This is a genomic window from Micromonospora sp. DH14 (genome assembly GCF_029809455.1).
Lineage (GTDB): Bacteria > Actinomycetota > Actinomycetes > Mycobacteriales > Micromonosporaceae > Micromonospora > Micromonospora parva.
In genome coordinates this window covers 87,532-111,204 of record NZ_JARVKT010000021.1, presented here as the reverse complement: position 1 = coordinate 111,204, position 23,673 = coordinate 87,532, and the positions used below count along the sequence as shown (strand labels likewise).

Annotated in this window: 22 protein-coding genes; 7 read left to right on the top strand and 15 right to left on the bottom strand. The window is 72.4% G+C overall.

Going from position 1 to position 23,673, the window contains the following annotated elements; all coding sequences use genetic code 11:
* Positions 1 to 64: 64 nt before the first annotated feature.
* The 5 genes from QCZ28_RS24165 to QCZ28_RS24145 all read right to left on the bottom strand — a co-directional run bounded on the left by QCZ28_RS24165 (position 65) and on the right by QCZ28_RS24145 (position 8,102).
* Positions 65 to 3,208: a discoidin domain-containing protein gene (locus tag QCZ28_RS24165; protein ID WP_279518791.1), complete on the bottom strand. Its 3,144-nt coding sequence runs from the start codon at positions 3,206 to 3,208 to the stop codon at positions 65 to 67.
* A 95-nt stretch (positions 3,209 to 3,303) separates the two neighbouring features.
* Positions 3,304 to 4,206 carry a cytochrome c biogenesis CcdA family protein gene (locus tag QCZ28_RS24160; RefSeq protein ID WP_279518790.1) on the bottom strand — a complete coding sequence of 301 codons (903 nt, stop codon included), beginning with the start codon at positions 4,204 to 4,206 and terminating at the stop codon, positions 3,304 to 3,306.
* The gene (locus QCZ28_RS24155; protein ID WP_279518789.1) at positions 4,203 to 4,883 is read right to left on the bottom strand and encodes a redoxin domain-containing protein; all 681 of its coding nucleotides are present in this window, start codon (positions 4,881 to 4,883) and stop codon (positions 4,203 to 4,205) included. The genes QCZ28_RS24160 and QCZ28_RS24155 overlap by 4 nt, the downstream gene beginning before the upstream one ends.
* Before the next feature lie 52 nt (positions 4,884 to 4,935).
* Positions 4,936 to 6,399, bottom strand: coding sequence for an NADH-quinone oxidoreductase subunit NuoF family protein (locus QCZ28_RS24150; RefSeq protein ID WP_279518788.1), 1,464 nt, complete (start codon positions 6,397 to 6,399; stop codon positions 4,936 to 4,938).
* Positions 6,399 to 8,102 (bottom strand): hypothetical protein, encoded by a 1,704-nt coding sequence (locus tag QCZ28_RS24145; RefSeq protein WP_279518787.1) that lies wholly within the window; start codon positions 8,100 to 8,102, stop codon positions 6,399 to 6,401. Before QCZ28_RS24145 ends, QCZ28_RS24150 begins: the two co-directional genes overlap by 1 nt.
* Before the next feature lie 219 nt (positions 8,103 to 8,321).
* Here QCZ28_RS24145 and QCZ28_RS24140 point away from each other — a divergent pair, with 219 nt between their 5' ends.
* Both QCZ28_RS24140 and QCZ28_RS24135 read left to right on the top strand, forming a co-directional pair.
* The gene (locus QCZ28_RS24140; RefSeq protein WP_279518786.1) at positions 8,322 to 9,767 is read left to right on the top strand and encodes an alpha-amylase family protein; all 1,446 of its coding nucleotides are present in this window, start codon (positions 8,322 to 8,324) and stop codon (positions 9,765 to 9,767) included.
* Between the two features lie 75 nt (positions 9,768 to 9,842).
* Positions 9,843 to 10,754 carry a L,D-transpeptidase gene (locus tag QCZ28_RS24135; RefSeq protein WP_279518785.1) on the top strand — a complete coding sequence of 304 codons (912 nt, stop codon included), beginning with the start codon at positions 9,843 to 9,845 and terminating at the stop codon, positions 10,752 to 10,754.
* A 16-nt stretch (positions 10,755 to 10,770) separates the two neighbouring features.
* Here the strand turns inward: QCZ28_RS24135 and QCZ28_RS24130 are convergent, their stop codons facing one another.
* From QCZ28_RS24130 to QCZ28_RS24115, 4 genes are read right to left on the bottom strand one after another with little or no spacing between them, the layout of a single operon-like run.
* Positions 10,771 to 11,403 (bottom strand): response regulator transcription factor, encoded by a 633-nt coding sequence (locus tag QCZ28_RS24130; protein ID WP_279518784.1) that lies wholly within the window; start codon positions 11,401 to 11,403, stop codon positions 10,771 to 10,773.
* Positions 11,400 to 12,530 (bottom strand): histidine kinase, encoded by a 1,131-nt coding sequence (locus tag QCZ28_RS24125; RefSeq protein WP_279518783.1) that lies wholly within the window; start codon positions 12,528 to 12,530, stop codon positions 11,400 to 11,402. Before QCZ28_RS24125 ends, QCZ28_RS24130 begins: the two co-directional genes overlap by 4 nt.
* A 26-nt stretch (positions 12,531 to 12,556) precedes the next feature.
* A complete protein-coding gene (locus QCZ28_RS24120) occupies positions 12,557 to 13,357 on the bottom strand; it encodes an ABC transporter permease (protein ID WP_279518782.1) in 801 nt (266 codons plus the stop codon).
* A gap of 1 nt (position 13,358) precedes the next feature.
* Entirely contained in the window at positions 13,359 to 14,258 is a 900-nt protein-coding gene (locus tag QCZ28_RS24115; RefSeq protein WP_279518781.1) for an ABC transporter ATP-binding protein, read from the bottom strand.
* Positions 14,259 to 14,521: 263 nt separating this feature from the next.
* Between QCZ28_RS24115 and QCZ28_RS24110 the strand changes: the two genes are divergently transcribed.
* The 4 genes from QCZ28_RS24110 to QCZ28_RS24095 all read left to right on the top strand — a co-directional run bounded on the left by QCZ28_RS24110 (position 14,522) and on the right by QCZ28_RS24095 (position 17,427).
* A complete protein-coding gene (locus QCZ28_RS24110; protein ID WP_279518780.1) occupies positions 14,522 to 15,376 on the top strand; it encodes an alpha/beta fold hydrolase in 855 nt (284 codons plus the stop codon).
* Positions 15,377 to 15,609: 233 nt separating this feature from the next.
* Positions 15,610 to 15,819: a type II toxin-antitoxin system VapB family antitoxin gene (locus QCZ28_RS24105; protein WP_279518779.1), complete on the top strand. Its 210-nt coding sequence runs from the start codon at positions 15,610 to 15,612 to the stop codon at positions 15,817 to 15,819.
* Complete coding sequence (locus QCZ28_RS24100; protein WP_279518778.1) at positions 15,816 to 16,235, top strand: PIN domain nuclease; 420 nt, start codon at positions 15,816 to 15,818, stop codon at positions 16,233 to 16,235. Before QCZ28_RS24105 ends, QCZ28_RS24100 begins: the two co-directional genes overlap by 4 nt.
* 52 nt (positions 16,236 to 16,287) lie before the next feature.
* Positions 16,288 to 17,427, top strand: coding sequence for a site-2 protease family protein (locus tag QCZ28_RS24095; protein ID WP_279518777.1), 1,140 nt, complete (start codon positions 16,288 to 16,290; stop codon positions 17,425 to 17,427).
* Between the two features lie 81 nt (positions 17,428 to 17,508).
* Here the strand turns inward: QCZ28_RS24095 and QCZ28_RS24090 are convergent, their stop codons facing one another.
* Together QCZ28_RS24090 and QCZ28_RS24085 are read right to left on the bottom strand one after the other, a co-directional pair.
* Complete coding sequence (locus QCZ28_RS24090; protein ID WP_279518776.1) at positions 17,509 to 18,780, bottom strand: FAD-binding protein; 1,272 nt, start codon at positions 18,778 to 18,780, stop codon at positions 17,509 to 17,511.
* On the bottom strand, positions 18,777 to 19,547 hold the full coding sequence (locus QCZ28_RS24085) for a hypothetical protein (RefSeq protein ID WP_279518775.1): 771 nt from the start codon (positions 19,545 to 19,547) through the stop codon (positions 18,777 to 18,779). The genes QCZ28_RS24090 and QCZ28_RS24085 overlap by 4 nt, the downstream gene beginning before the upstream one ends.
* 101 nt (positions 19,548 to 19,648) lie before the next feature.
* Between QCZ28_RS24085 and QCZ28_RS24080 the strand changes: the two genes are divergently transcribed.
* Positions 19,649 to 20,071, top strand: coding sequence for a hypothetical protein (locus QCZ28_RS24080; RefSeq protein WP_279518774.1), 423 nt, complete (start codon positions 19,649 to 19,651; stop codon positions 20,069 to 20,071).
* Between the two features lie 32 nt (positions 20,072 to 20,103).
* On the opposite strand, the gene QCZ28_RS24075 is transcribed toward QCZ28_RS24080, so the two are convergent.
* From QCZ28_RS24075 to QCZ28_RS24060, 4 genes are all read right to left on the bottom strand, one after another.
* The gene (locus QCZ28_RS24075) at positions 20,104 to 21,033 is read right to left on the bottom strand and encodes an LLM class F420-dependent oxidoreductase (RefSeq protein ID WP_279518773.1); all 930 of its coding nucleotides are present in this window, start codon (positions 21,031 to 21,033) and stop codon (positions 20,104 to 20,106) included.
* Positions 21,034 to 21,099: 66 nt separating this feature from the next.
* On the bottom strand, positions 21,100 to 22,137 hold the full coding sequence (locus tag QCZ28_RS24070; RefSeq protein ID WP_279518772.1) for a hypothetical protein: 1,038 nt from the start codon (positions 22,135 to 22,137) through the stop codon (positions 21,100 to 21,102).
* Positions 22,137 to 22,406, bottom strand: coding sequence for a hypothetical protein (locus tag QCZ28_RS24065; RefSeq protein ID WP_279518771.1), 270 nt, complete (start codon positions 22,404 to 22,406; stop codon positions 22,137 to 22,139). The genes QCZ28_RS24070 and QCZ28_RS24065 overlap by 1 nt, the downstream gene beginning before the upstream one ends.
* A 443-nt stretch (positions 22,407 to 22,849) precedes the next feature.
* Positions 22,850 to 23,644 (bottom strand): class I SAM-dependent methyltransferase, encoded by a 795-nt coding sequence (locus QCZ28_RS24060; RefSeq protein WP_279518770.1) that lies wholly within the window; start codon positions 23,642 to 23,644, stop codon positions 22,850 to 22,852.
* Between the last annotated feature and the right edge of the window lie 29 nt (positions 23,645 to 23,673).

Sequence of the window (23,673 nt, the reverse complement as noted above, 5' to 3'; positions counted from 1 at the left end):
CCGCACCTCCCCCGCCGTCGTCGTTTCGGGCCACGGGTGTCAGACCGTGGTCGATCCCGACGGTTCAGGCACCGAACACCTCCGCGTGGGTCAGTCGGGCGTCACCGGGCCGCCAGTCGGCTACCGCGACCGCCAGGTACCGCGCGGACGAGTTGGTCGAGATGGTCGTCTCGGGTTTCGGCTTCGCAACCGAGGCGACCGTCACGTAGCCGAGCCCGTCGGCCGAGGTGGCCACGGTGACCGGCCGCCGCCGACCGGGGGTCCAGGTGAGGCGGACCGAGGCCAGATCCCGCAGCGATCCGAGGTCGATCACCATTCGGCCGTTCGGGCCGGGTTGCCAGGCGGTCCCCGGGTCACCGTCGACGGCGGCCGACGGGTCGGTCATGCCGGCCGGGAGCGGTGACGTCGGGTAGGTCGTCCGGGACCGGGCCAGGTCGTTGGTCGGCGTCACCGTCGCACCCGCGAACGTGACGTCCTTGCGGTGTCCGGCGGGGACCGTCACCCGCTGTCGGGCGCCGCCAGCCGCGGACTCCACCTGCACCTTCACGACGTGCCCGGCGGGCGCGGTGACCCGCAGGTGGTGCGAGTCGGTGACCTCGAACCGGGTACCGGCGGGGATCGCCTTCTCCGGCTGTGCCGCGGTCACGGTGAACCGGGGCGGCTCGACGCGTGCGCTCGCGGCGGCAAGGTCGACCTGGTAGGTGCTGGTCCCCGATCCGGTGACCTGGCTTCCGTGGTACAGCCGCAGCGTGGCGGGCTGCGGAAGCGTGACGGCCGCCCCCGTGATGTCGTCGCCGGACAGGTTGAACAGGCTCAGGTATCCGTCCGCGTCACTCACCCGCAACGCCGCCGAACCACCGCTGGGCAGGGTTCGAGACGCCGCGGCGGCCAGGGCCGACCTGCTCGCGCCCGCGTACCCCTCGATGACCAGCCGGGTGCTGCCGGTGGCCGGTCCGCTGGACAGGGTGACCGTGGTGGCGGTCACGGTGATCGGATTCTGGGCGTTGTGGACCACCAGCCCCGCTCGTCCGTCGACGTCCAGCCAGGAGCCGGCGATGGTCGGGCTGTCCGGCACCACCGCCGCGTCGCTCCAGTCGGTGCCGTCGAGCGAGGTCTGGATGACGTAGCGGGTGCCGTACGCGGCCTCCCAGTCCAGGCGCACGCCGCTGATGTCGATCGGCTCGCCGAGGTCGACGGCGAGCCAACTGTCCGCGCGTGCGCGTTCCTCCCGGGCGACCGCCCAACGGGTGGAGGGGTTGCCGTCGGTCGCGCGCGCCGCCGGGTAGGCGGGGTCGGCGGACGAGGCCGTGGTGGGCCGGCCGGTGGCGCGGTCGACCCCACCGGCGTCGAGCACGGCGAAGGCGAACAGCGAGTAGCCGTACTGGGTGGCGGGGGTTCGGCCGAGCATCCGCACGTACCGGGCGGGGCGAGGCGCGAAGCTGATCTGGTCGGTGCCGCCGTCGCCGACGCCCGATTGCCCGGCCAGGGTGACCGACCCCTGTTCACCGGTGAAGGTACGGGTGCCGGTGAGCCCGGGTACGCCGGGCATGTCCAGATTGAACAGGGTGAGCGTGCCCTCGTCGGCACCGGTGCCGGTGGTGGCGTACACGACCGTGCCGGTGGGCAGCGTGACGTATCCGGCGGTGCCGCCGGCGACGCGGAGCACGGTCGCCGTGGCGTCGACACCGTCCCGGGCCACTGTGTACGCGGCGGAGGTGCGGCCGAGGACCGGCGCGGACTGCCTCGGCAGCAGCGAGGCGGCCCGGGTGTCGAACAACCAGTTGTCGTGGGCGGGCGCCCACTGGAACGAGACGAATCCGGTCTTGCTGACCGCCGCGGCGAAGGCGGTCGCGCTCTGGTGGGCGGTCAGCCCGGCCTGCCCCCCGAAGTCCCTGGTGCCCGCCGCCGCCGCGAAGAACGCGGTGCTGGCGACCGGCTCGACCACGCCGCCGTTGGCCGCCCGCCAGGAGTGGAAGAGGTAACTGATGGCGACTTCGGCCCGGGCTTCGGGCTCGTACTTCGGCTCGCCGCTGAACTTGGTGAGCCGATTCTCCGGCGGGTAGTTCAGGTAGGGCATGAGCCGGTCGGCGAGGTCCGCCTCGGCCCGGGCGGCGTGCCGGTCACCCTGGACCTGCGCGAGGAAGGCGAGCGGCAGGACGTCACGGCCGTACAGGTGGTAGCGGTCCGCGACCATCGGCATGAAGGGTTCGCCGGCGTCGCTGGCCAGCAGCCGCATGGTCCGCCACAGCTGGTCGCCGTTGGGCTGCCGGGAAAGTGCCTCGGGGAGCGGTTGGCCGGCGGTCAGGAAGTGCGCCGCCGTACGACCCGCGGTGCGCCACAGTTCCTCCTGGTAGTGCGGGCCGAAGGAGCCGTGGTTCTCCACGAGGAACGTGTCGTGGATGTTGTGGGCGGTGTTCCAGTCGGCGACCGCCCGCCCGTCGACGACGGTGGGGTTGGCCCGGTCGGCGGCCGGTAGTCCACTCGCGTTCAGCGTCCACATCGAGAACCGCTCGCGCCACGCCGCGGCTGCGGGGTCGTCCGGCGCCCAGGCCAGGCCGGGCGCGATCGCCTGGGCGTAGACCCCCATCTCCTCGAGCTTGGTGTCACCGATCCAGCCACCGGTGAGGCCGTTCGGCGTCCAACTGCCACTGAGCGGGTCGTTACCGGTGCCGAGGGAGTGGGCGTACGCGGCCTGCCCGCGTGCGATGCGGTCGACGTTGGTGCGGGTCACCTCGTCCAGGTCGGACCAGAGCAGTCGGGCGGCCAGGACGAAGTACAGCTCGAAGGTGCTGTCCCAGAACAGCTGTCGGCCCCACTCGGTGCCGCCGGTGAGCCGGTTGGTGGCCGCGAAGCGGCGGATGGTGGCGACGGTACGGGCGTGCAGCGTGTCCCGGTCGACGCCTGCCGCCGCCGCATCGTACCCGGGCGAGGTGAGCAGGACCGCGTTACCGAGGACGACCGCGAACCTGAAGTCCGCGAGGCGGTACGCGTTGATCGCCGGATCCCACTGCTCCTCGGCCCATCGGGTGTGGGCGAGCAGCAGCGCGTGGTAGGTCTTGGCAACCGGGCCGATGGCGGCGGCCGGTGACGTGGTGGCGGATGGCGCGGCCTGGGCGGCGGCGGGTCGGGCGATGGCGAGTCCAGCGCCGATGGCGCTGCCAAGGAGGAGCAACCGCCGCCTGCTCAACTCGAGTTCGGATATGCGCATGGTGGTCCTTCGGTGTGACAACGTTGTCAGACAGCCTCCGGTGATCGTTTCCGGATGTCAAGACCGACGCGTTACCTCAGATCCCCACCGCGCCCTCATCGTTGATCATGAAGTTGTTGCCCCTCGCCTCGGCGTGTCGGGGCAATAACTTCATGATCAACGGGGGCTGGGGTCGGGCGGCGCTTCAGGAGGAGCGCGGTTAGGAGGAGCAGGGCCAGGGCGGCCAGCAGGACCGTTGGGCCGATCCGGTCGAGGGCGTCGGCGAGGGCTCGCTGGGCCTGGGCGGCCGTTCGGATGACCGGGTCGTGCAGGGCGTCGCGGCGACCGGCGGCGAGCCGTAGCTCGTACCAGCCGTACCAGGCGACGTAACCGCCGGCGAGCAGCAGCACCAGGCCGCTGAGGCGGGGCACCAGCGCCCCGGCGACGCGCAGCCGGGCCACCAGACCGTCGCGCAGCAACGCCACCCCGAGCGCGGCCACAGCGACCACCAGACCCATCCCGAGGGCGTACGCGCCGAACAACGCCAACCCCTGGCCGGTCGAGCCGGCCTGGAGGCTGGTCACCACGATGGCCAGGAACGGTGCGATGGCGCAGCCGAGCGACGCCAGCGCGTACGCCGCGCCGAACAGCGCCATCGACGGCCAGGACCGGGTCAGCCGGGGCGCCCGGGCGGACCAGCCGGGGGTGGGCAGCCGCCGACCGGCGAGCAACCAGCAGCCGGCCACCAGCAACAGCACACCGAGCGCCACTGTCAGCCACGGCAGCCGGGGCCGCAACCAGCCGGCCAGCGGCGCGAGCGCGAGGCCGAACGCGCCGAACACCAGCACGTACCCCACTGTCAGCCCGGCCGCCGCGGTGAGCGCGCGGCCGACCGCGCCGCGGGTGTCCGACGTCCCGGCGACCAACAGCGAGAGGTACGCGGGCAGCAACGCGAAGCCGCACGGGTTGACCGCGCCGAGCATGCCGGCGGTCAGCGCGAGCAGCAGTGCGCCGGTCACGCCCCGGCCAGTGCGGCTACCTTGGCGGTGAGCGCCTCACCGTCCAGGAATCCCTGGTGGACGACCGCGCCGCTGCGGTCGATGACCACGAAGATGCTCTGCTCGGTCACCTTGAACCGCTTCCAGAGCACTCCCTTGCTGTCCTCGATCTGCGGTGTGCCGTCGAGCTCGAACTCGGTGACGAACTCCTTCATGGCCTTGCGCTCACCCAGCCCGGCGACGCCGACGATCGGCACGGTGTCCCGGTACTTCGGGGCGATCTCGGCCACCGTCCAGGCCTGACTGGCGCAGGTGGCGCACCACGGCGCCCAGAACCACAACACCACCGGTCTGCCGGCGAGCTGCGCCGCGTCGAACGCGGCCCCGCCGAGCGTGGTCCCGGTGAAGCGCAGCACGTCCGGGACCTGCGCCGGCGCGGCCGGCGGTCCGCCGGTCGGCGCGGCGGTCGGCGAGGGCGGTGTCCCGGTCGGCGCGACGGCGGGCGGGGCCGATCCGGCGGCGGTGGGTCCGCCCGGCGCGACGCCGGTGCAGGCGGCGACGCCGGACAGGGCCACCGCGAGCGCCCCAGCGGTGACGCCACGGCGTACCGGTCCGGCCGCTGTCCAGCGGCGCAGCTGCCCGGCCGCTGTCCAGCGGCGTACCTGCCCGGCCGCTGTCCACGTCCTGCTGATCCGCATCCGCTGCTCCGTCTCCGGTCCGGAAGGGACCCTTGCTGGACCTGAGGCTTACCTACTCGGCCTTGGCGAGTCGGAGGGCCAACTCGGGGCAGACCTTGACCGCCTTCAGCGCCCCCTCCCGCAGCCAGGTCGGCACGGGGGTGGCCGGGAAGGCGGGATATCCGTTCGCGTCGAGGCGGATGAAGTCCGGGACGACGTGCGCGCACAGGCCGTGCCCGTCACAGCGCGACCAGTCCAGGGTGAGCTTCTGCGGGTTCGCGTCGGGTGCGCCCGGCAGCCCCATCACGCCCTTGACCCGCCGGCCGCAGCCGTCGCCGGTGCTGTGCAGCCGCAGGTCCTCGGCGAAGACCTCGATCGCGGAGAGCGCGAACCGGGCGGTGCCGTCGGGGTGGCTGCACGCGCCCCGGCCCTTCACCTCGCCGGCGGCGGCCCGCACCACGTCGGCCGGTTGGCTGCCGGCGACGGCCAGGTCCACCGCGCGGGCCAGGTCCGGCAGGCCCATCTTGCACGGTCCGCACTGCCCGGCGGACTCACCGGCCAGGTAACGCACCACCTGGGCGGCCTCCCCGAGCGGGCAGGTGTCCACACCGAGCGGGACGATGATGCCCGCGCCGAGTGTGCCGCCGACCGCCGCCAGGCCCTTGCGGGAGACCTCGGCCTTCTCCGCCGCCTCCGGGGTGATCCACTTGCCGTGGTAGCCGCCCATCAGGATGCCCTGGACGTCCGGCACCTCGCACAGGTCGAGGACGTCGCGCAGCGGCATGCCGGCGGTGCACTCCACAACGGCCGGTCGGCCGGCCGCCCCGGTCACGGTGAGCAGCACGGTGCCCGGCTCGTCGTCGGTGCCGAGCGCCGCGTACTCGTACGGGCCCAGTCTGGCGCCGATAGCGAGCTGGGCGTACGTCTCGGCGTTGGACAGCAGGGTGGGCAGGCCGCTGACCCCGGAGTCGCTGGAGCGCTTCTTGGTGCCCGGCGGGATGTGCGGCAACCCGTTGATCCCGTTGACGAGTGCGCCGCCCTCGCCGGAGATGAACCGGTGCGGCACTGTGACGATCGTTGTCTGCACCGGCATCCGGCGCTCGTCGAGGGCGTCCATCAGCGACTCCCGGCCGACCCCGTCGTCCGCCACGCCGATCACGATCTCGTCGGCGTCCAGGGCGTACGCGGCCAGCGCCGCGCCGTCCAGGATCAGGTGCGGGGCACGGGTCAGCAGCACCTTGTCCTTCCAGCTGGCCGGCTCCCCCTCGGTGGCGTTGACCACCACCACGGCGGCGAGGTCCTGCCGCTCGCAGGACTCCAGCACCGCGCGCAGTTTGCGGGCGAACGGGAACCCTGCCCCGCCCTTGCCCTTGAGCTGCATGCCCTCGGCGAGTCGGAGCAGCTGCGCCGGCTCCATCGGGCCGATCGGGCCGTGCACCTCCTCGTGCGCGATCAGGTCGAGTCGGCCGTACTCGGCGAAGCCGGCGGTGAGCCGGGGCTCGCCCACACAGGCGACCGGTGGCACGGCGGTGCGCATCACTTCGCCTCACCCCGCAGCCCGGCCCAGTACGCCCCGTCCACCGCGTCGGCGCTGGCCTTGCGCCGCTTGGACCGGCCCTCGCCGGCTGCCCGCTTGGCCCGCCGTGACGCCAGGTCGACCAGGGTGGGGGTGTCGTCGACGGGCACCTCGTCCGGCACGTACCGGGCCGGCGGGCGCCAGTAGTCCGGCTCCTCGGGCAGGTCGTCCTCGGCGCTGTGCCGGCCGCTGCCGCTGCGCGGCGCCGACGAGATCGGGCTGCTGGAGACCGGGCCGGCGGAGATCGGCTCGGCGGAGACCGGGCCGGCGGAGATCGGCTCGGTGCCCTGCCAGCGGCGCGGGCTGTCCCACGGCTCCTCGGGCTCGGAGAGCGCCGGCTGCGGCGGCGCGGAGTAGCGGCTGCCGTCGTCCTCGCTGCGGGAGCGGCGCCGGGGCCGTTCGGCCGCCGGCTCTTCGGCCCGTCGCCGCCCGGACGGTGCCACCTCGTCACGGGTACGCGAGGCGCGCCGCCGGGTCACCGGCTCGACCTCCTCCTCGTCGCGTCGACGGGTGTCGGTGTCGTCCACGCCGCGGCGGGCCGACCGGCGGGGCGTCGGCTCCTCCTCGGCGCGCCGGCCGCGCGAGGACCGTTCGGTGTCGCGGTAGGCCGCCGGTTCCTCCTCCCGTCGGCGTCGGCTGGGCCGGGTCGGCTCGACGAGCGAGCCGGGCTCGGGCACCACCGGGACGGTGAACCGTTCCGGGTCGCGGCGGGCGGGCGGGGCGGTCCAGGTGGCGGTGGTGGTGTCCGCCCAGGCGGGACGCTTGTCGACGGCCTTGCTGCGCCGACCCAACCCGGCCAGCAGCGATCGGGCGGTCTTCGCCTCCTCGGCCCGGCCGGCCATCACCGCGTTGCGCACCGCTGCCTGGTGCTGCTCGCGACTGCGCCGACCGATGGTGACCGAGAACCGGACCAGCAGGGCCAGCACCACCAGCAGAACGCAGCCGGCGTAGCTGAACATCACCCAGGGCGCTGCGGCCCGACCGGCGTTGAGGCCGTGCACGATGGCGAACGGCCAGGCCAGGTACGCGGTCGAGTGCAGCGCGCGCCAGAGCCACCTCGGACCGACGCCGGCGAAGCGGGCGCGGATGATGCCGGTCCAGATCACGCTGACCATCAGCAGCGCGGCGACGGTGCCGAGCCCGACGTAGAGGCCCCGGCCGCCGACGAACGGCACCAGCGCGTCGGTCGCCGCCGCCCGCCCCGTGCCGATCTTGGTGAGGACGTGGAAGCCGAGCCCGGCCACCCCCAGCACACCGGTGGCCCGGTGCGCCGACTGCATCAGCACCCGGTGCGGGATACGCAGCACCAGCCGGTCGGTGGCGAGCAGACCGAGCATGACGGTGAGACTCAACGACACCAGGGAGACCACCCCGGCGAAGAACTCGGTGAAGAAGAAGCCGTACGCGTACGCCGTCTGACCGGTGCCGGTCAGCATGATCGCCGCCCAGAGCGCGGCGAGCATCGACGCGATCAGCAGGGCGCTCGCCGACCGGGACGGGGTACGCACCCCCCGACTGCTGGCGGTGGTCCGGACGGTCGTCGCCTGCTTGTCCTGCTGTGCCCGGGCCATCTGCTCCTCGATCGTCTCGCGGCGGCGTACCACCGGCCGACCCCTGCTCCCCCATCCAGTACGGACCGACGGGGCGTGCGGATCACCCGTCACGAAAAATTTCTGGGCCGGGATCGAACCGAGGGGCACGGCCGTGCGTTGCACCCCGCTCCCACCCACCAGATCGGACAGTGACGAACGTGCATGCATTGACACTCCCTGCAACACGCTTGTAACCTTTCAGCAAATTTCAGCCCGGGTTGCAAGATTCCGGCAACCCGGCGTTCCCCCACCGCACCACCACCCCCGCTCCCGCTCCCGTCAGGAGTCCCCATGCACCGACGTCGACGCGGCTCGGCGCTCCTCGCCCTCGGCCTGATCGCCAGCCTGCTCGTGCCCACCACAGTGACGGCACCCCCGGCCGTCGCCGCCCCGTCCGGCGCCAAGAAGGTCATCGTCCAGCTCTTCGAGTGGAACTGGCCCTCGGTGGCCAGCGAGTGCCAGAGCACCCTCGGCCCGAAGGGCTACGGCTACGTGCAGGTCTCACCCCCGCAGGAGCACGTGCGGGGCAACCAGTGGTGGCTGGCGTACCAACCGGTCAGCTACCGGATCGAGTCCCGCAAGGGCACCCGGGCCCAGTTCCAGTCGATGGTGAACACCTGCCACGCGGCCGGGGTCAAGGTGATCGTCGACGCGGTGATCAACCACATGTCCGGTCAGGACAACGGCGGCACCGGCTGGGCCGGCTCGTCCTACTCGCACTACGACTACCCGGGCATCTACCAGACCCAGGACTTCCACCACTGCGGGCGCAACGGCGGCGACGACATCGCCAACTACAACGACCGGTACGAGGTGCAGAACTGCGAACTGGTCAACCTCTCGGACCTGAAGACCGAGTCGGACTACGTCCGCACGAAGATCGCCTCATACCTCAACGACCTGCTCTCCCTCGGCGTCGACGGCTTCCGGATGGACGCCAGCAAGCACATGCCGGCCGCCGACATCGCCGCGATCAGGGGCAAGCTGTCCCGCTCCGCGTACATCGTGCAGGAGGTCATCCACGGTGCCGGCGAGCCGGTCCAGCCGACCGAGTACACCGGCAACGGTGACGTGCACGAGTTCCGCTACGGCAAGGACCTGGCCCGGGTGTTCCGCTCCGAGCGGCTGGCGTACCTGCGCAACTTCGGCGAGGGCTGGGGACACCTGCCCACCGGCCCGGCCTCGGTGTTCGTCGACAACCACGACACCCAGCGCGACTCCGGCGGGGTGTTGACCTACAAGGACCGGGGGATCTACGCCCTGGCGAATGCCTTCATGCTGGCCTGGCCGTACGGCTCCCCCACCGTCATGTCCAGCTACACCTTCAGCAGCCGCGACGCCGGCCCGCCGTCCGACGGGGCCAACAAGACGCTCAACACCACCTGCTACTCCGGCTGGGAGTGCGAGCACCGTTGGCCGGTGATCGCCAACATGGTCGGCTTCCGCAACGCCACCGAGGGCGCCGGGGTGGCCAACTGGTACGACAACGGCGACAACCACATCGCGTTCAGCCGCAGCGGCAAGGGCTTCATCACCGTGAACGACGAGGACGCCGCGGTGAACGGCCGCTCCTACTACACGGGGTTGCCCGCCGGCCGGTACTGCGACGTCATCCACGGCACGTACGCGGGCGGCACGTGCAGCGGACCAGTGATCACGGTGGACGGTAACGGCTGGTTCGCGGCCAACGTGCCCGCGCACGACGCCGTGGCCATCCACATCGGCGCGCGAATCTGATTCGACCGGGGCCTCCGGACGGCGGGTTTCGCCGAACCGGAGGTCCCGGCGCAATCGCCACCATAGAGTGATTTCGTGTCGTTTGACCGAAAGACTCCGTCCCGCCGTCGCGGCGTCTGGGTGACCGCCGCCATCGGCGTACCCGCGCTGCTGGTGACCGCGCTGCTGGTCGGCCAGGCCCTCACCCCCAGCTCGACGGCCCCCGACGACAGCAACGTGGTGGTGGCCGACCCGACTCCGAGCAGTGTGGAGCAGAGCCCGGACGAGTCGGTCCTCCCGGCCGCTCCCGCCCCGGACGGTCTGCCGGTGGTCGACTACGACCCGGCACCCGGCGGGTTCCCCGCCGATCCGGCCACCATGGACGTCACGCCGCTGACCGACGGCGCGCACCCGACCAGACGGATCGCCGCGTACGACGCGCCCGGCGGTCGACCGCGCGCCTTCCTCGAACCGACGATCCGGGGCGTGGAGCTGACCATGCCGATCGCCGACCGGCAGGCCGGGTGGACGGCGGTCCTGCTGCCCTCGGCCAACCGGCGGCTCGCCTGGCTGCCCCCGGGCGGGTTCGAGACGGTGCCGCTGCGCGACCAGATCGTCGTCGAACGCAAGGCGCACCGGCTCACCTGGTACCGGGCCGGCAAGGCGGTGCGCTCCTGGGAGGTCAGCCTCGGCCAGTCCGGCCAGGAGACTCCACTCGGGCGGACCTTCATCCTGGGCCGCACCCCACCACCGGAGTCGGTCTACGGCGGGGTGGACATCTACGCCCTCGGTTCGGTGCCGGACGACCCGGAGTCGGTGCCGGCCGGGCTGCGCGGTGCGCACATCGGCGTGCACACCTGGCACAACGACGACGAGCTGGGCGAGGACACCACGAACGGCTGCATCCGGCTGACCCGCTCCGGGCAGCGGGAGCTGCTCGCCGAGGTCCGCCCCGGCAGCAGCGTGGTGGTGGTCGACCAACTGCCCGCGCCGCCGCCGACCGCCTGAGCGGCGGCACACCCGGTCACTCGCCGAGCAGCCAGCCGTTGCGCTCGGCGACCCGGATCGCGTCGGCCCGGTTGCGGGCGCCGGTCTTCCCGATCGCCGCCGACAGGTGGTTGCGGACCGTCCCCTCGGACAGGTGCAGGGCCCGGGCCAGGTCGGCGACGGTGCCGCCGCCCCGAGCGGTCCGCAGCACCTCGGTCTCCCGCTCGGTCAGTGGGCTCGCGCCGGTGGCCAGGGTCTCCGCGGCCAGCGTCGGGTCGACCACCCGCAGGCCGGCGTGCACCCGGCGGACCGCGTCGGCGAGCTGCCGGGCCGGGGTGTCCTTGACCACGAACCCGCTCGCACCGGCCTCCATCGCCCGACGCAGGTAGCCGGGTCGACCGAAGGTGGTCACCACCAGCACGCGGCAGGTCGGCAGCGCCACCCGCAACGCGGAGGTGGCGGCGATCCCGTCCAGGCCGGGCATCTCCACGTCGAGCAGGGCGACGTCCGGGGCGCTGCGTCGCGCCTCGGGCACCACCTCGTCGCCGCGACCGACCTCGGCGACCACCGTCAGGTCCTCCTCCAGCGAGAGCAGGGCAGCCAGCGCACCCCGGACCAGCGCCTGGTCGTCGGCGAGCAACAGCCGGATCGGCGTCGGACCGCCGCTCACCGGGCCGCCTCCTGGCTGTGCACCCGCAGCAGAAAGCCGTCGCCCGACGGCCGGCGACCGACGGTCACCACGGCGTCCAGCCGCCGCGCCCGCTCCCGCAGGCCGACCAGCCCGTGCCCGCTCGCGTCGGGAGTGGACGGACCGCGGCCGTCGTCACTGACCTCGACCCGGTCCGGGTGCACCCGGATCACGCAGCACCGCGCCCCGCTGTGCCGGACCACGTTGGTCACCCCTTCCCGTACCGCCCAGCCGAACAACCGGTCCCACTCCTCCGGCAGCTCCGGCAGCTCGACCGGCAGGTCCGCCGCGATGCCCGCCGCGGCCAACGCGGACCGGGCGCCGGCCAGCTCCGCGCCGAGACTGACCTCGCGGTACGCCCCGACCGTCTGTCGCACGTCGGCGAGCGCGGCCCGGGCCAACGCCTCCACCTCGGCGATCTCGGCGGCAGCCCGGTCCCGGTCGACCTCGATCAGACGGCCGGCCAACTCGGCCTTGATCGCCACCACTGTCAGCGAATGCCCGAGGATGTCGTGCAGGTCGCGGGCGGCGCGGGCCCGCTCCTCGGCGACCGCGAGGCGGCCGATCTCCTGCTGGGCGGCCCGGAGTTCGCTGTTGCGCTGAGCCAACTGGGAGAACCCGAACATGGCGAACGAGGCGAGCAGCACGGCGAAGACGATGCCCTTCTCCGCCTCCCACCCCGGCACCAGCCAGGACGTCAGCACCGGGGTCACCGCGCAGAGCAGCACGGTGGCCAACGCCTCCCACCGGGGCAGCAGGAACACCGCCGCCGCGGCCACATAGACCACGGTGGCCAGCCAGTCCCCGCCGGTGCCCGGAAGACTGGCCAGGCCCACCGCGAGCAGCAACGCCAACCCGGCCCGCGCCCGACCCACCGGGATTGGCAGCAGCGACTGGCGCAGCCTGCGGGCCCACTGGAACAGCAGCACGTAGCCGATGCTGAACACGACCAGGGCGGCCACACCGAGGATCCGCCGCCACAGCTCCGGCTGGCGCAGCGCGGTGGCGAGCGGCACGTTGAGGAAGAACAGCCAGACCGCGGCCAGCAGCCAACCGGTGAACCGCCAGTGGCGGTTCACCGGCCAGGGCTGCCCCGTCGAGAGGTCCATCGGGTCCACGCTATCGGCCCGGCCGGTCAGACCCGCGCGGTGTCCCGGCGGAACAGCCGGGCCGCGCCGACGCCGAAGACCAGTGCCCAGACGACGAGGTTGACCACCGCCGCCATGCTCACCCCGTCGCCGGTGAGGGGAGCGCGAGCCAGCACACCCATGCCGTACACCGGGGTGAACGTCGCGACCTGCTGGAGCACGTCCGGCAGCACCTCGACCGGGACGAACAGCCCGCCGAACATGGCCAGCACCGCCAGCACCGGGCCGATGATCTGCATGACGTTCTCGGCCGGCGCCAGGTACCCGATGAACAGACCGAACGCGGCGAAGACCAGCGAGCCGACCCAGGCGGCGAGCCCGGACAGCAGCCAGACGTACGCCGGGACGCGGACGCCGGCCACGGCACCCACCAGGAACTCGATGACGACCGCGAGCAGGCCCAGGCTCATCGCGGTGATCAGCTTGGTCGCCACGTACGCCGCCGGGCGCAGCGGGGTGAGCCGCAGCTGTCGGCTCCAGCCCAGCGCCCGCTCGGTGGCCACCGCACCACCGACGCTGGTGGTCGCCACCATGGCCGCGTACACGGCCAGGCTGATCATGACGTACGCCGTCACCGGGCGACCGTTGTCCAGTGACTGCCCGCCCTGCGGCAGACCGAAGATGAGGAAGAAGACGCCCGGCATGATCAGCGTGAAGGCGAGGGTGCGGCGGTTGCGCAGCACCCGGCGCAGCTCGATACCCAGGGCACCCGGGGCGAAGCCGCCCAGTGCGGGCAGCCGACGGTCCGGCGCCGGGACAGCGGTGCGGGTGGAGGTGGAGGTGGTCATCTCAGGCTCCCGTCTGCGTGGTGGTCAGGGCGAGGAAGGCGTCCTCGAGGTTGCGGGAGGTGATCTCGACATCCCGGGCGGCGGTCCGCGTCAGCAGGTGCCGGGCGACCGCGTCCGACTCGCCGGTCCGCACCAGCACGCTGTCGCCGCGCACCTCCACGGCGTCCACGCCGGGCAGTGCGGCGAGCGCGGCCTGGTCGGCGCCGGGCAGGGTGGCCCGCACCGTACGGCCGGCGGCCAGGTTCTTGATCTCGGCGGTGGTGCCGTCGGCGACGATGCGCCCCTGCCGGACCAGCACGATCCGGTCGGCGTACGCGTCCGCCTCGTCCAGGTAGTGGGTGGCGAAGATGACGGTCCGTCCACGTCGGGCGTCGCGGCGCAGGGCCTGCCAGAAGTCCCGCCGACCCTCGACGTCCATGCCGGTGGTCGGCTCGTCGAGCACCATCAGGTCCGGGTCGGGCAGCAGGGCCAACGCGAAACGCAGTCGCTGCTGCTGACCACCCGAGCAGCGCCCGACCACCCGGTCGGCGATGTCGGTGATACCGGCCCGTTCCAGCACCTCCGCCGCCGGGCGGGTGTGCCGGTAGAAGTGGGCGGTCATCCGCACCGTCTCGCCCACCGTGAGGTCCTTGAGCAGCCCGCCGGTCTGCAGGACGGCGGCGACCCGACCCCGGGCCACCGCGTCGTCCGGGGTGCCGCCGAGGACGCGGACGGTGCCGGCGTCCGGGCGGGACAGCCCGAGCAGCATGTCGATGGTGGTGGTCTTGCCCGCCCCGTTCGGGCCGAGGAACGCCACCACCTCGCCGGGCTGCACCCGCAGGCTCAACCCGTCGACAGCGGTGACCGCGCCGAAGCTCTTGCTGAGGCCGTCCAACTCGACAGCCGGATGCGTACTGGTCATGGCACTGATACTCCGGCGGGGCGTACCCCGATGCCCGGAGCGGCCGTCACCTCCCGGCCGTGACATTTGTCAGGGGCCGGACGCCACGGAGAGTGACCCCCGTGCGAGCAAACACCGCGACGAGCGTGATGCCCCTGCGTCATCACGCCCACTGTCACGTCCGCCCCCGAACGCGACCCGTCGAGGCGAGCAACCGGCGGAGGAATTCCCGGCACGGCAGCGGGTAACCGCTGCCCCGGATGCCGCGACACCGGGGGGACGAGATGGGTGCCACGCCGCAGGGCCAGGTCGACACGGTCGTGCTGATCCACGGGCTCTGGATGACGCCGCGCAGCTGGGAGGGGTGGGCGCAGCGGTACACCGAGCGTGGCATGCGGGTCATCGCCCCCGCCTGGCCCGGGATGGACCGGTCCGTGGAGCAGTTGCGGGACGATCCCAGCCCGATCGCCGAGCAGAGCATCGCCACGATCGTCGCGCACTACGACAAGATCATCCGGGCGCTGCCCCGACCACCGATCATCATGGGGCACTCGTTCGGCGGCCTGTTCACCCAGATCCTCGTCGACCGGGGCCTCGGCGCCGCGGCGGTCGGGGTGCACCCCGCGCAGGTGAAGGGCGTGCTCAAGGTGCCGCTGAGTCAGCTGCGCTCGGGCTTCCCGATCCTGCGCAGCCCCGCCAACCGGAACAAGGCCGTCCCGTTCACCCCGGACGACTTCGCCTACACCTTCGGCAACGCCATGAGCAGGGAGGACTCCGACCGGGCCTGGCAACGCTACGCCGTCCCCGGCGCCGGGCGGGTCTACTTCGAGGGCGCGTTCGCCAACCTCGACCCGCGCTCGCCAGCCCGGGTCGACGTCGGGCGCAACGACCGGGCGCCGCTGCTGCTGATGGCCGGCGAGGTCGACCACGTGGTGCCGGCGTCGGTGGTCCGCGCCAACGCCGGGCTCTACCAGAAGTCGCGGGCGCTCACCGCGTACGAGCAGTTCGCCGGCCGCTCGCACTTCACCGTCGGGCAGGACGGCTGGGAGAAGATCGCCGACTACGCGCTGGACTGGGCGCTGCGCGCGGCGGCCCTGCCCCGGGAGGCCACCATCGCCAGCGAGACCCCCCGCCGCTGACAGGCCGCCAGCTCACAGGTGCGGCATCCCCGTTGGGGGATCAGCGCGAGGGCGCCCGGCCGGCCCGCTGCACCGCTGGCGAGACCTGGCGCAGTAGTGGCGCGTGCGGTTGTCCGGTCAGCTTCCGCCACAGGAACTCTTCGCCTCCGGCCATGGCGACTCAGTAGGCATTGATATCAAGAAGGCGTCAGATTGATATCATCGGCCAGTATCGCCTACTAGAGGAGGCACCCGTGAGCCGGACAATCCTGGATGTCGATGACGAACTACTTGCCGAGGCCGGCCAGATTCTCGGCACCACAACGAAGAAGGCCACCGTCAACGCTGCCCTCAAGGCTGTAGTCGACCGCGAGAAGCGGCGGCAGTTCGCCGACTGGCTCAAGAGCGGAGGGCTGCCCGATCTGACGGGTCCCGTCGAGGCGGCCAAGCCGGACGCAGCGTGAACCACGAGCACTACCTGCTGGACAAGTCAGCCCTCGCTCGCTGGCCCAAGCCACGCGTGTCCCCGGTGCTCGGCGAGCTTTCCGATCGCGGGCTGCTCGCGGTGTGCGGGGCGGTCGAGATCGAGGTCATCCACAGCGCCCGCACCGCCAAGGACGCACAGCGCGCCAGATGGCTGATGAGCGGCTTCCGGTGGCTGGCCATGCCCGACGAAATCTGGGATCGGGCGATCGACATTCAGGTGCAGGCGTTGCACAAGGGCAACCACCGGGCGCTGTCGATGGCGGATCTACTGATCGCCGCCACCGCCGAGCGGCACGGAGTCACCGTCCTTCACTACGACGGCGACTTCGACCTGATCACCGCGATCACCGGCCAGCCCACCGCCTGGGTGGTCCCGGCCGGGACGGCTGATTAGCCGCTACCTCGTCGACTGGCATGGGCGGGCTGAGTAGGGGTATGGGGCCGGAATGAGGGCCAGTTTCCGGCTTGGCCGGGTCGCGGGAGTGCCGGTCGGCGTCAACTGGAGCGTGCTGGTCATCTTCGCGTTGATCGCGTGGGGATTGGCCGCGAACCAGTTCCCCCGCTCGTACCCCGATCATTCGCCGGTGGCGTACACACTGGCCGGGCTGGCCGCGGCTGTGGTCTTCTTCGTCGGCCTGCTCGCCCACGAGGTGTCGCACGCGGTGGTGGCCAAGCGCAACGGGCTGACTGTCGACGGCATCACGCTGTGGCTGTTCGGCGGCGTCGCCGAGTTGCGGGGCGAGCCGCGTGACCCGGGCGCGGAGTTGCGGATCGCGGGCGTCGGCCCGCTGGTCAGCCTGCTGATCGGGGCGTTCTTCGGTGCCATCGCGGCGCTGCTCGCACTGGCCGGACAGAGCGGGCTGCTGTTCGGGGCGGTGGCCTGGCTGGCGGGCATCAACGTGCTGCTGGCCATCTTCAACGTGCTGCCGGCCGCGCCCCTGGACGGTGGACGACTGCTGCGCGCGGCGGTCTGGAGGGCCACCGGCGACCGGACCCGCGCGTCGGTGGTCGCCGCCCGGGCCGGCTGGGTGCTGGGGGTGCTGCTGATCGGCCTGGGGCTGTGGCAGTTCCTGTCCGGGGTCGGTTTCGGTGGGCTGTGGCTGGCGCTGATCGGCTGGTTCCTGATCGGCGCGGCCGGGATGGAGGAACGGCAGGCCCGCACCGGCACCGCGCTGCGCGGGATCCGGGTGGGTGATGTGATGACGCCGCAGCCGCAGACCGCCTCGGCGGAGATGACGGTCGCGGACTTCGTCGACCACTACCTGTTCGCCTACCGGCATTCGGCGCTGCCGTTGACCGAGGACGGCCGGCCGACCGGCCTGGTCACCGTCGACCGGGTGCGCGGCGTACCGCCGGAGCGGCGGACATCGACCACGCTGGCCGAGGTGGCCTGCCGCGCCGACCAGTTGGTGCTGGCGAAGCCCGATGAACAGCTCAACGACCTGCTCCCCCGCCTCACCGAGTGCGCCGACGGCCGAGCCCTGGTGATAACCGGAGACGGCCGCCTGACAGGGATCATCTCCCCCAGCGACATCAGCAGAGCCGTCCAACGCAGCACCCTCCGCACCCCCACCCCATCGCGTTGATCATGAAGTTATTGCGCCGACACGCCGCGCCGAGTGGCAATAACTTCATGATCAACGCGGGAGAAGCGGGGCCAACCGAGGTCAGCGGGGGAAGTGGCGGTCCAGGGCGTCGGTGTGGAACTTGGCTTTGGGGTCCAGGTCGGTGAGGAGTGCGGCGAAGTCTGCGTGGCGGGGGTAGCGGGCGGCCAGCTCGGCCGGGTCGGTGACGAAGACCTTGCCCCAGTGCGGGCGGGGCGCGAAGGGCGCCAGGCGCTCCTCCACGGCGGCCACCACCGGCAGCACCGCCGCGGTGTCGTCGACCCAGGTGAAGTGGAGCACGAAGCTGTCCCGCCGGTAGTTCGGGCTGAGCCACAGCTCGTCGGCCGCCACGGTGCGCAGCTCGGACACCAGCAGCACCGGGGCGATCAGCTCCGCCACGTCGTCCAGCGCGGCGAGCGCGTCAGCCGCCGCCGCCCGTGCGACGTGGTACTCGGACTGCAGTTCGTCGCCGCTGCTGGGGGTGAAGCCGAGCTTGAAGTGCGGCAGCCGCTCGTGCCACGGGCCCGGCTCGCCGAGCTGCGGGGTGCAGTTCTCCGGCGGCATCCCGAGCACCGGGTGCCGGGGCTGGTCGGCCGCCGTGGTGCCGAGCCAGTCCGCCGGGGGTGGCGGCTGGTCCGCCAACTGTTTGCGCCACACCTCGCGCAGCCGGGGCGTCCGGAAGTCGGTGAAGACACTCACGCTGTACGCCGAGCCGAGCGCCTCGTCGAGCGCCGCCCGGTCGAGGTCGAGGCGTACGTACTGGCGCAGCGCGAAGGTTGGCACCACGTCCAGCGTGACCCGGGTGACCAGGCCGAGCGCGCCGAGCCCGACCACCATGCCGGCGAACCTGTCGGTGTCGCGGTCGACCCGCAGCAGGTCGCCGTCGGCGGTGACCAGCTCCAGGCCGGCGACGGCGCTGGCCAGGTTGCCGTGGCTCTGACCGGAGCCGTGGGTGGCGGTGGCCACCGCGCCGGCCACCGAGATGTGCGGCAGCGAGGCGAGGTTCGCCAGCGCGTACCCCTGGGTGTGCAGCTGTCGGGCGAGGTCGCCGTAGCGCATCGCGCCGCTCACGGTGACCTGCCCGCGCTCGTGGTCCACCTCGACGACCGGGGGCAGCCCGGCGAGGCTGACCAGGTCACCGTCGGTGTCGCCGAGACTGTTGAAGGAGTGCCCGCTGCCCACCGCCCGGATCCGGCTGCTGCCGGCGACGAGCCGGCGCAGGTCGTCGACGGAGGTGGGCCGGTGGAACGCCTTCGCGGCGTACCGTACGTTGCCGGCCCAGTTGCGGCGCGGAACGTCGGTGCTCGACGCGGCGTGCGGTCCCTGCGCGGTCATGTGGCGGTCTCCCGATCGGTGCTCTGCTGGTCGGCCAACGCGGCGACGAGGGCGTCCAGAACGGTATCCGTCTGGAGCGTGTGGTAGCCACGCTGGGCGATCGGCAGCCCGGCCGCGCTGGCGCGTTCGATCTCGCCCCGGGCCGCCTGCCGGGTCGCCGCGTCCCCGGACATCAGGGCGTCCTGGCCGCGTCGGATCAACCGGTCGACCCGGTCCATGTGGTACCCACGCAGGCCGACCGGGAGGTCCGGGGTGTCGAAGGCGGCGCGCCGCAGCGCGAGCAGGTCGACGAAACGACCTCCGGCGTAGCGGGTGAGCGCGGCGGACACCTGGTCGGGCTGCTCCCGGACCTGGTCGAGAACGAGCAGTTCGATGGCGGGTCGGCCGTCGATCGGGTGACGGGCGGTCACCGGTTCGAGCCGCACTCCCGGCGCGGGAACCAGCAGCAGTCGCGGCGGTTCGGGATGACCGTCGCGTCGGGGCGGCTCGTCGAGGACCAGCGCGCCGACGTCGGCCCACCGGATGTCCCGGCGCAGGCCGGGCCGTCGGATGGTGAGCCCGTCCGCGTGGATCCCGAAACGGAACGGGCGCAACGCGCTGACCAGCGCCACCGCGCCGAGCGCGATCGCCCCCACCGCGATGATCGTCCGTAGCAGGGCGCCGTCGCTGGGATAGACCAACAAGAGCACCCCGCCGAGTACGCAGACCAGGGCGAGCACCCGGGCGCCCCGACTCCGGCGCAGTTCCACGCTCGGACCCCCGTTCATGACCGTGGCGTCGGTCCCCGCATCTTCCGCCAAACCGGGCACCGGGGACACCGGACGATCGGGCACGGTTGTTCTCGTCATCGTCGGGGAACCCTACGCTCATGAGCAGCTACCGTGATCCGGCCCCACGGGGCGACGTCTTCCCGTCCGAGGAGGAGCTGGACCCCACCGGCACCGGGGTCGAGCAGGCCAGCGCACCGCCGGCCGACGGGTTGCCGAGTCACCCGTCGCCCACACCCGGTCCCCGGCCCACTCCGGCGCCCGCGCCCGCCCCGACACCGGTGCCGGCGCCCGGTCCGCCACCGCGCGCCCCCGGCGCCCAGACGATCGTGACCCGTCACCTGGACGGCTCGGTGGAGGTGGTGACCGACCTCGACGGTGACGGCGTCGCCGACGTCGTCCAGATCGACGTGGACGGTGACGGTGTCCCGGACATCACCTACGTCGACAGTGACCGTGACGGGCGGCTGGACACCGTGCTGGGCGACCCGGACGCGGTCGGGAGCGGCGCCCACCGGGCCTGACCGGCGGCGTCGCTCCCCACCACCCGCCCGGCTCAGAGCTTCGCCATCACCTCGCTGGCGACCAGCTCCAGGTGCTCCAGGTCGCTGAGGTCCAACACCTGGAGGTAGAGCCGCTCACTGCCGATCTCCGCGTACCGGCCGATGGTGTCCAGCACCTCGGCGGGCGTCCCGGCCAGACCGTTGGCCCGCAGCTCGTCCGGTTCGCGGCCGATGGCGGCGGCACGGCGGGCCACCTCGGCGTCGTCACGCCCACAGCAGAGCACCAGCGCGTTGGACCAGACCATCCCGGCCGGGTCCCGGCCGATCTCGGCGCAGGCCGCGCGGACCCGGTCGAACTGCGCCGCCGTGTCCGGCACCGAGGCGAACGGCAGGTTGAACTCGTCGGCGTAGCGGGCGGCCAGCCGAGGGGTGCGCTTCGGACCCGTCCCGCCGAGCAGGATCGGTGGGCGCGGCTGCTGCACCGGCTTGGGCAGGGCCGGCGAGTCCCGGACCGGGTAGTACCGGCCGTCATGGTGGAACCGCTCCCCCGCCGGGGTGGACCACAGCCCGGTGATGACGGCAAGCTGCTCCTCCAGCCGGTCGAACCGCTCGGCGAGCGGCGGGAACGGCATGCCGTACGCGCTGTGTTCCTCGGCGTACCAGCCGGTGCCGATGCCCAGCTCCACCCGGCCGCCGCTCATCTGGTCGACCTGCGCCACGGTGATCGCCAGCGGGCCGGGCAGCCGGAAGGTGGCGGCGGTCATCAACGTGCCGAGCCGGATGCGGCTGGTCTCCCGGGCCAGGCCGGCGAGCGTGGTCCACGCGTCGGTGGGGCCGGGTTCGCCGCTCACGTCACCCATCATCAGGTAGTGGTCGGAGCGGAAGAACGCGCCGTAGCCAGCGTCCTCGGCGCACCGGGCGACGGCGAGCAACTGGTCGTAGGTGGCGCCCTGCTGGGGCTCGGTGAAGATCCGAAGTTCCATGATCCGAGCATAGGGTTCCCCGGTCGGCCCGGCCGGCGCTATGCCGACCGGACCGTCGGCGTCAGCTCAGACGTACGGCCGTTTGGCGTACGCCTCGCGAAGCGCCGCCAACCCGGGCGCCTTCGGCGTCAGGGTGCCCCAACCGGAGTTGAAGTAGTTGGTCCGCACGATCCGTGGTCCACGCTCGGCGTTGAGCTGGGCGATCGCCGCCGGCACGGTGGCGATCCAGGCGGCCTGGTTCGGGATCTCGGCCACCCGCACCCCCCACTCGGCGATGATCACCGGTCGGGACAGCGCCACCGGGCCGAGATCGGCCACCGCCCAGTCCTTGGTGCGACGAAACCGGGCCAGCGCGGTGTGGCTGGCGTTGGTGGCGTACGCGTTCCACTGGAGATAGTCGAGGCGGGACATCAGCGACTCCGGGTGGGTGCGCTGGAAGCAGGCCCTGTCGAAACCGCCCAGCCCCACCGAGAAGGTAGTGCCGGCCGGCAGCGTCCGTGCCTTGAACCAGGTCAGGATGTAGTTCATCGCCTGCACCGCCCGCGCGTCCGACTCGGCCCAGCTGTACGCCTTGCCGTCCTCGGTGGTGCCGAACTCATGGTCGGTGTCCAGTTCCGAGGCGAGCTGGATGTTCACCCCGAAGCCGAGCGTGCGGTACTGCGACAGCGCGCGGGCCAGCAACCCGTCGCACTGCCCCTTGATCACCTGCCCGTACCCGTACGCCCTCGGCCAGGTCGTGCCGGGTCGCTGCTGGATGGTCATCGCCGGTGCCGGCACCGTGTAGCTGGTGCCGTCCACCGAGAAGCTCTGGGTTCCGTAGTTCGAGGCGCCGTAGTGCTTCAACTCCAGGACCATGTTCATCTGCACCCCGGCCTTGCCCAGATTGACCAGCCACGGCCGGTTGTAGCCGGGGAAGATGTAGCCGTCGGCGAGGCTGCGGTACTGGGTGAGTGACCGGAAGTTGCCGCCGGCCATGTCGGCGGTCGGATCGGCACCCCCGGAGAGGTAGTAGCCGCCGAGCACGGGTTGGCCCAGGCTGTAGTCGGCGGCGGCCGTCGCGGTGTTGCCGGCGGCGTCACGGACCTGGACGGTGACCCGGGGCATCACGCCACCGACCGGTACACGGCCACGGAGCCGTTGTCGGAAACCCGGGTCCAGGTACGCCCGGAGTTGTCGGAGACGGTCACGGTGAGCGGGTCGATGACCGCCGTGACCTTGACCGGCGCGCTGCTGTTGCCCTGCGCGTCGGTAACCACGATGGTGACGGTCAGCGGTTTGGTGTCGGCGTCCGAGTAGGTCACGGTCAGCAGCATCTGGTCACCCGGTGTGAAGACGGATGCGTTCAAGGCTGCGGTCGCGGTGGGAGCGGCCATGTCGGGCCCTTTCTGGCTCGGTCGCCAGGGCTCGGCGCGCGGTCGAGCGACGCCGGACCCCGGCGGGGTCCACGGTGCGAAAGGCCGGCGGGGCACGGGGACGGCGGGCACGGCCGGCGGACGGCGTTGCCTGACAGCCGACGGTGCTGACGTCCCTGTCCCGGTGGGCGGGGGCACCGCTGCGGGCGCCCGCAGGGGTGTCGGTGGCAGCCTCGGCCTGTCGTACGCGCGATCGGAGCGGCAGCTGTGCCGTGACCGTCGCGGCTTCGAGGCCGGGCTGGGTGAGGGCGGCACCGGTACGGACGATCTTGTTCGAACCGGGCCGGAGGATCGGGATGTGGCCCGCCACCCGTCTACCTCCACCTGCCCCAAGAGTGCTCTACCAGGGGCTTTACCGTCTTGTCCGAATTGCGACAAGGCTCCGGTGGGGCTCGGCGCGACGGTTACTCGGGCGGCGTGCCGCGTACGGCCCAGGCCCGCGCGGTGAGCCGGATCGACCCGTCCGGCTCGACCGGCAGCCGGGTGGCCAGCAACTCCCGCAGCGCGGCCCGGTCGGATTCGGCCAACGTCGCGACGTACCCCGGCGCCGACCCCTGGCCGCCGAGGAGCGGTGTCCAATAGTCGGCGAAGTCGGTGAAGGTCGTCGGCACGTCGACCGGCCAGACCGACACGTCCCGCAACCCGGCCCGCTCCCACAGCGTGCGGAGCGCGTCGGGCTGGCACACCGTGGTGCGGTTCCCCTCGTTCAGCCTTGCCGAGGCCGGATCGAGCTGTGCGGCGGCGGCCCAGAAGTGCCGCATCATCGCCATGCCCTCGGCGTAATCCCAGACGTAGGCGGCCACCACCCCGGCCGGCCGGACCACCCGGGCGAACTCCGCCACCGCCCGTGCGGGCTCCGGCACGAAGTTGAGCGTCAATCCGCTGACCACCACGTCCGCGACACGATCAGGCAGCGGCAGGGCCCGCGCGTCACCGACCTGGAAGGCCGCCCGAGGGTCGGTGACCCGGGTGCGCGCGACCGCGACGAAACCCTCCGACGGGTCGATGCCGCTTATCTCGACAGGGTCGTTGTGGCTGAGGATCGTCGAGGTCAGCGCTCCGGTGCCGCAGCCCACGTCGAGCCAGCGCCGCCCCGGCGCAACGGCCAACCCGCGCAGGAATTCCACAGCGACCAGGCGGCTCCACCGACCCACGTACGCCTCGTACGCGTCACCGTTCGCCCACACCGGCTGCACCATCCCGGAACGATACGACAGGCCAGGGGCCG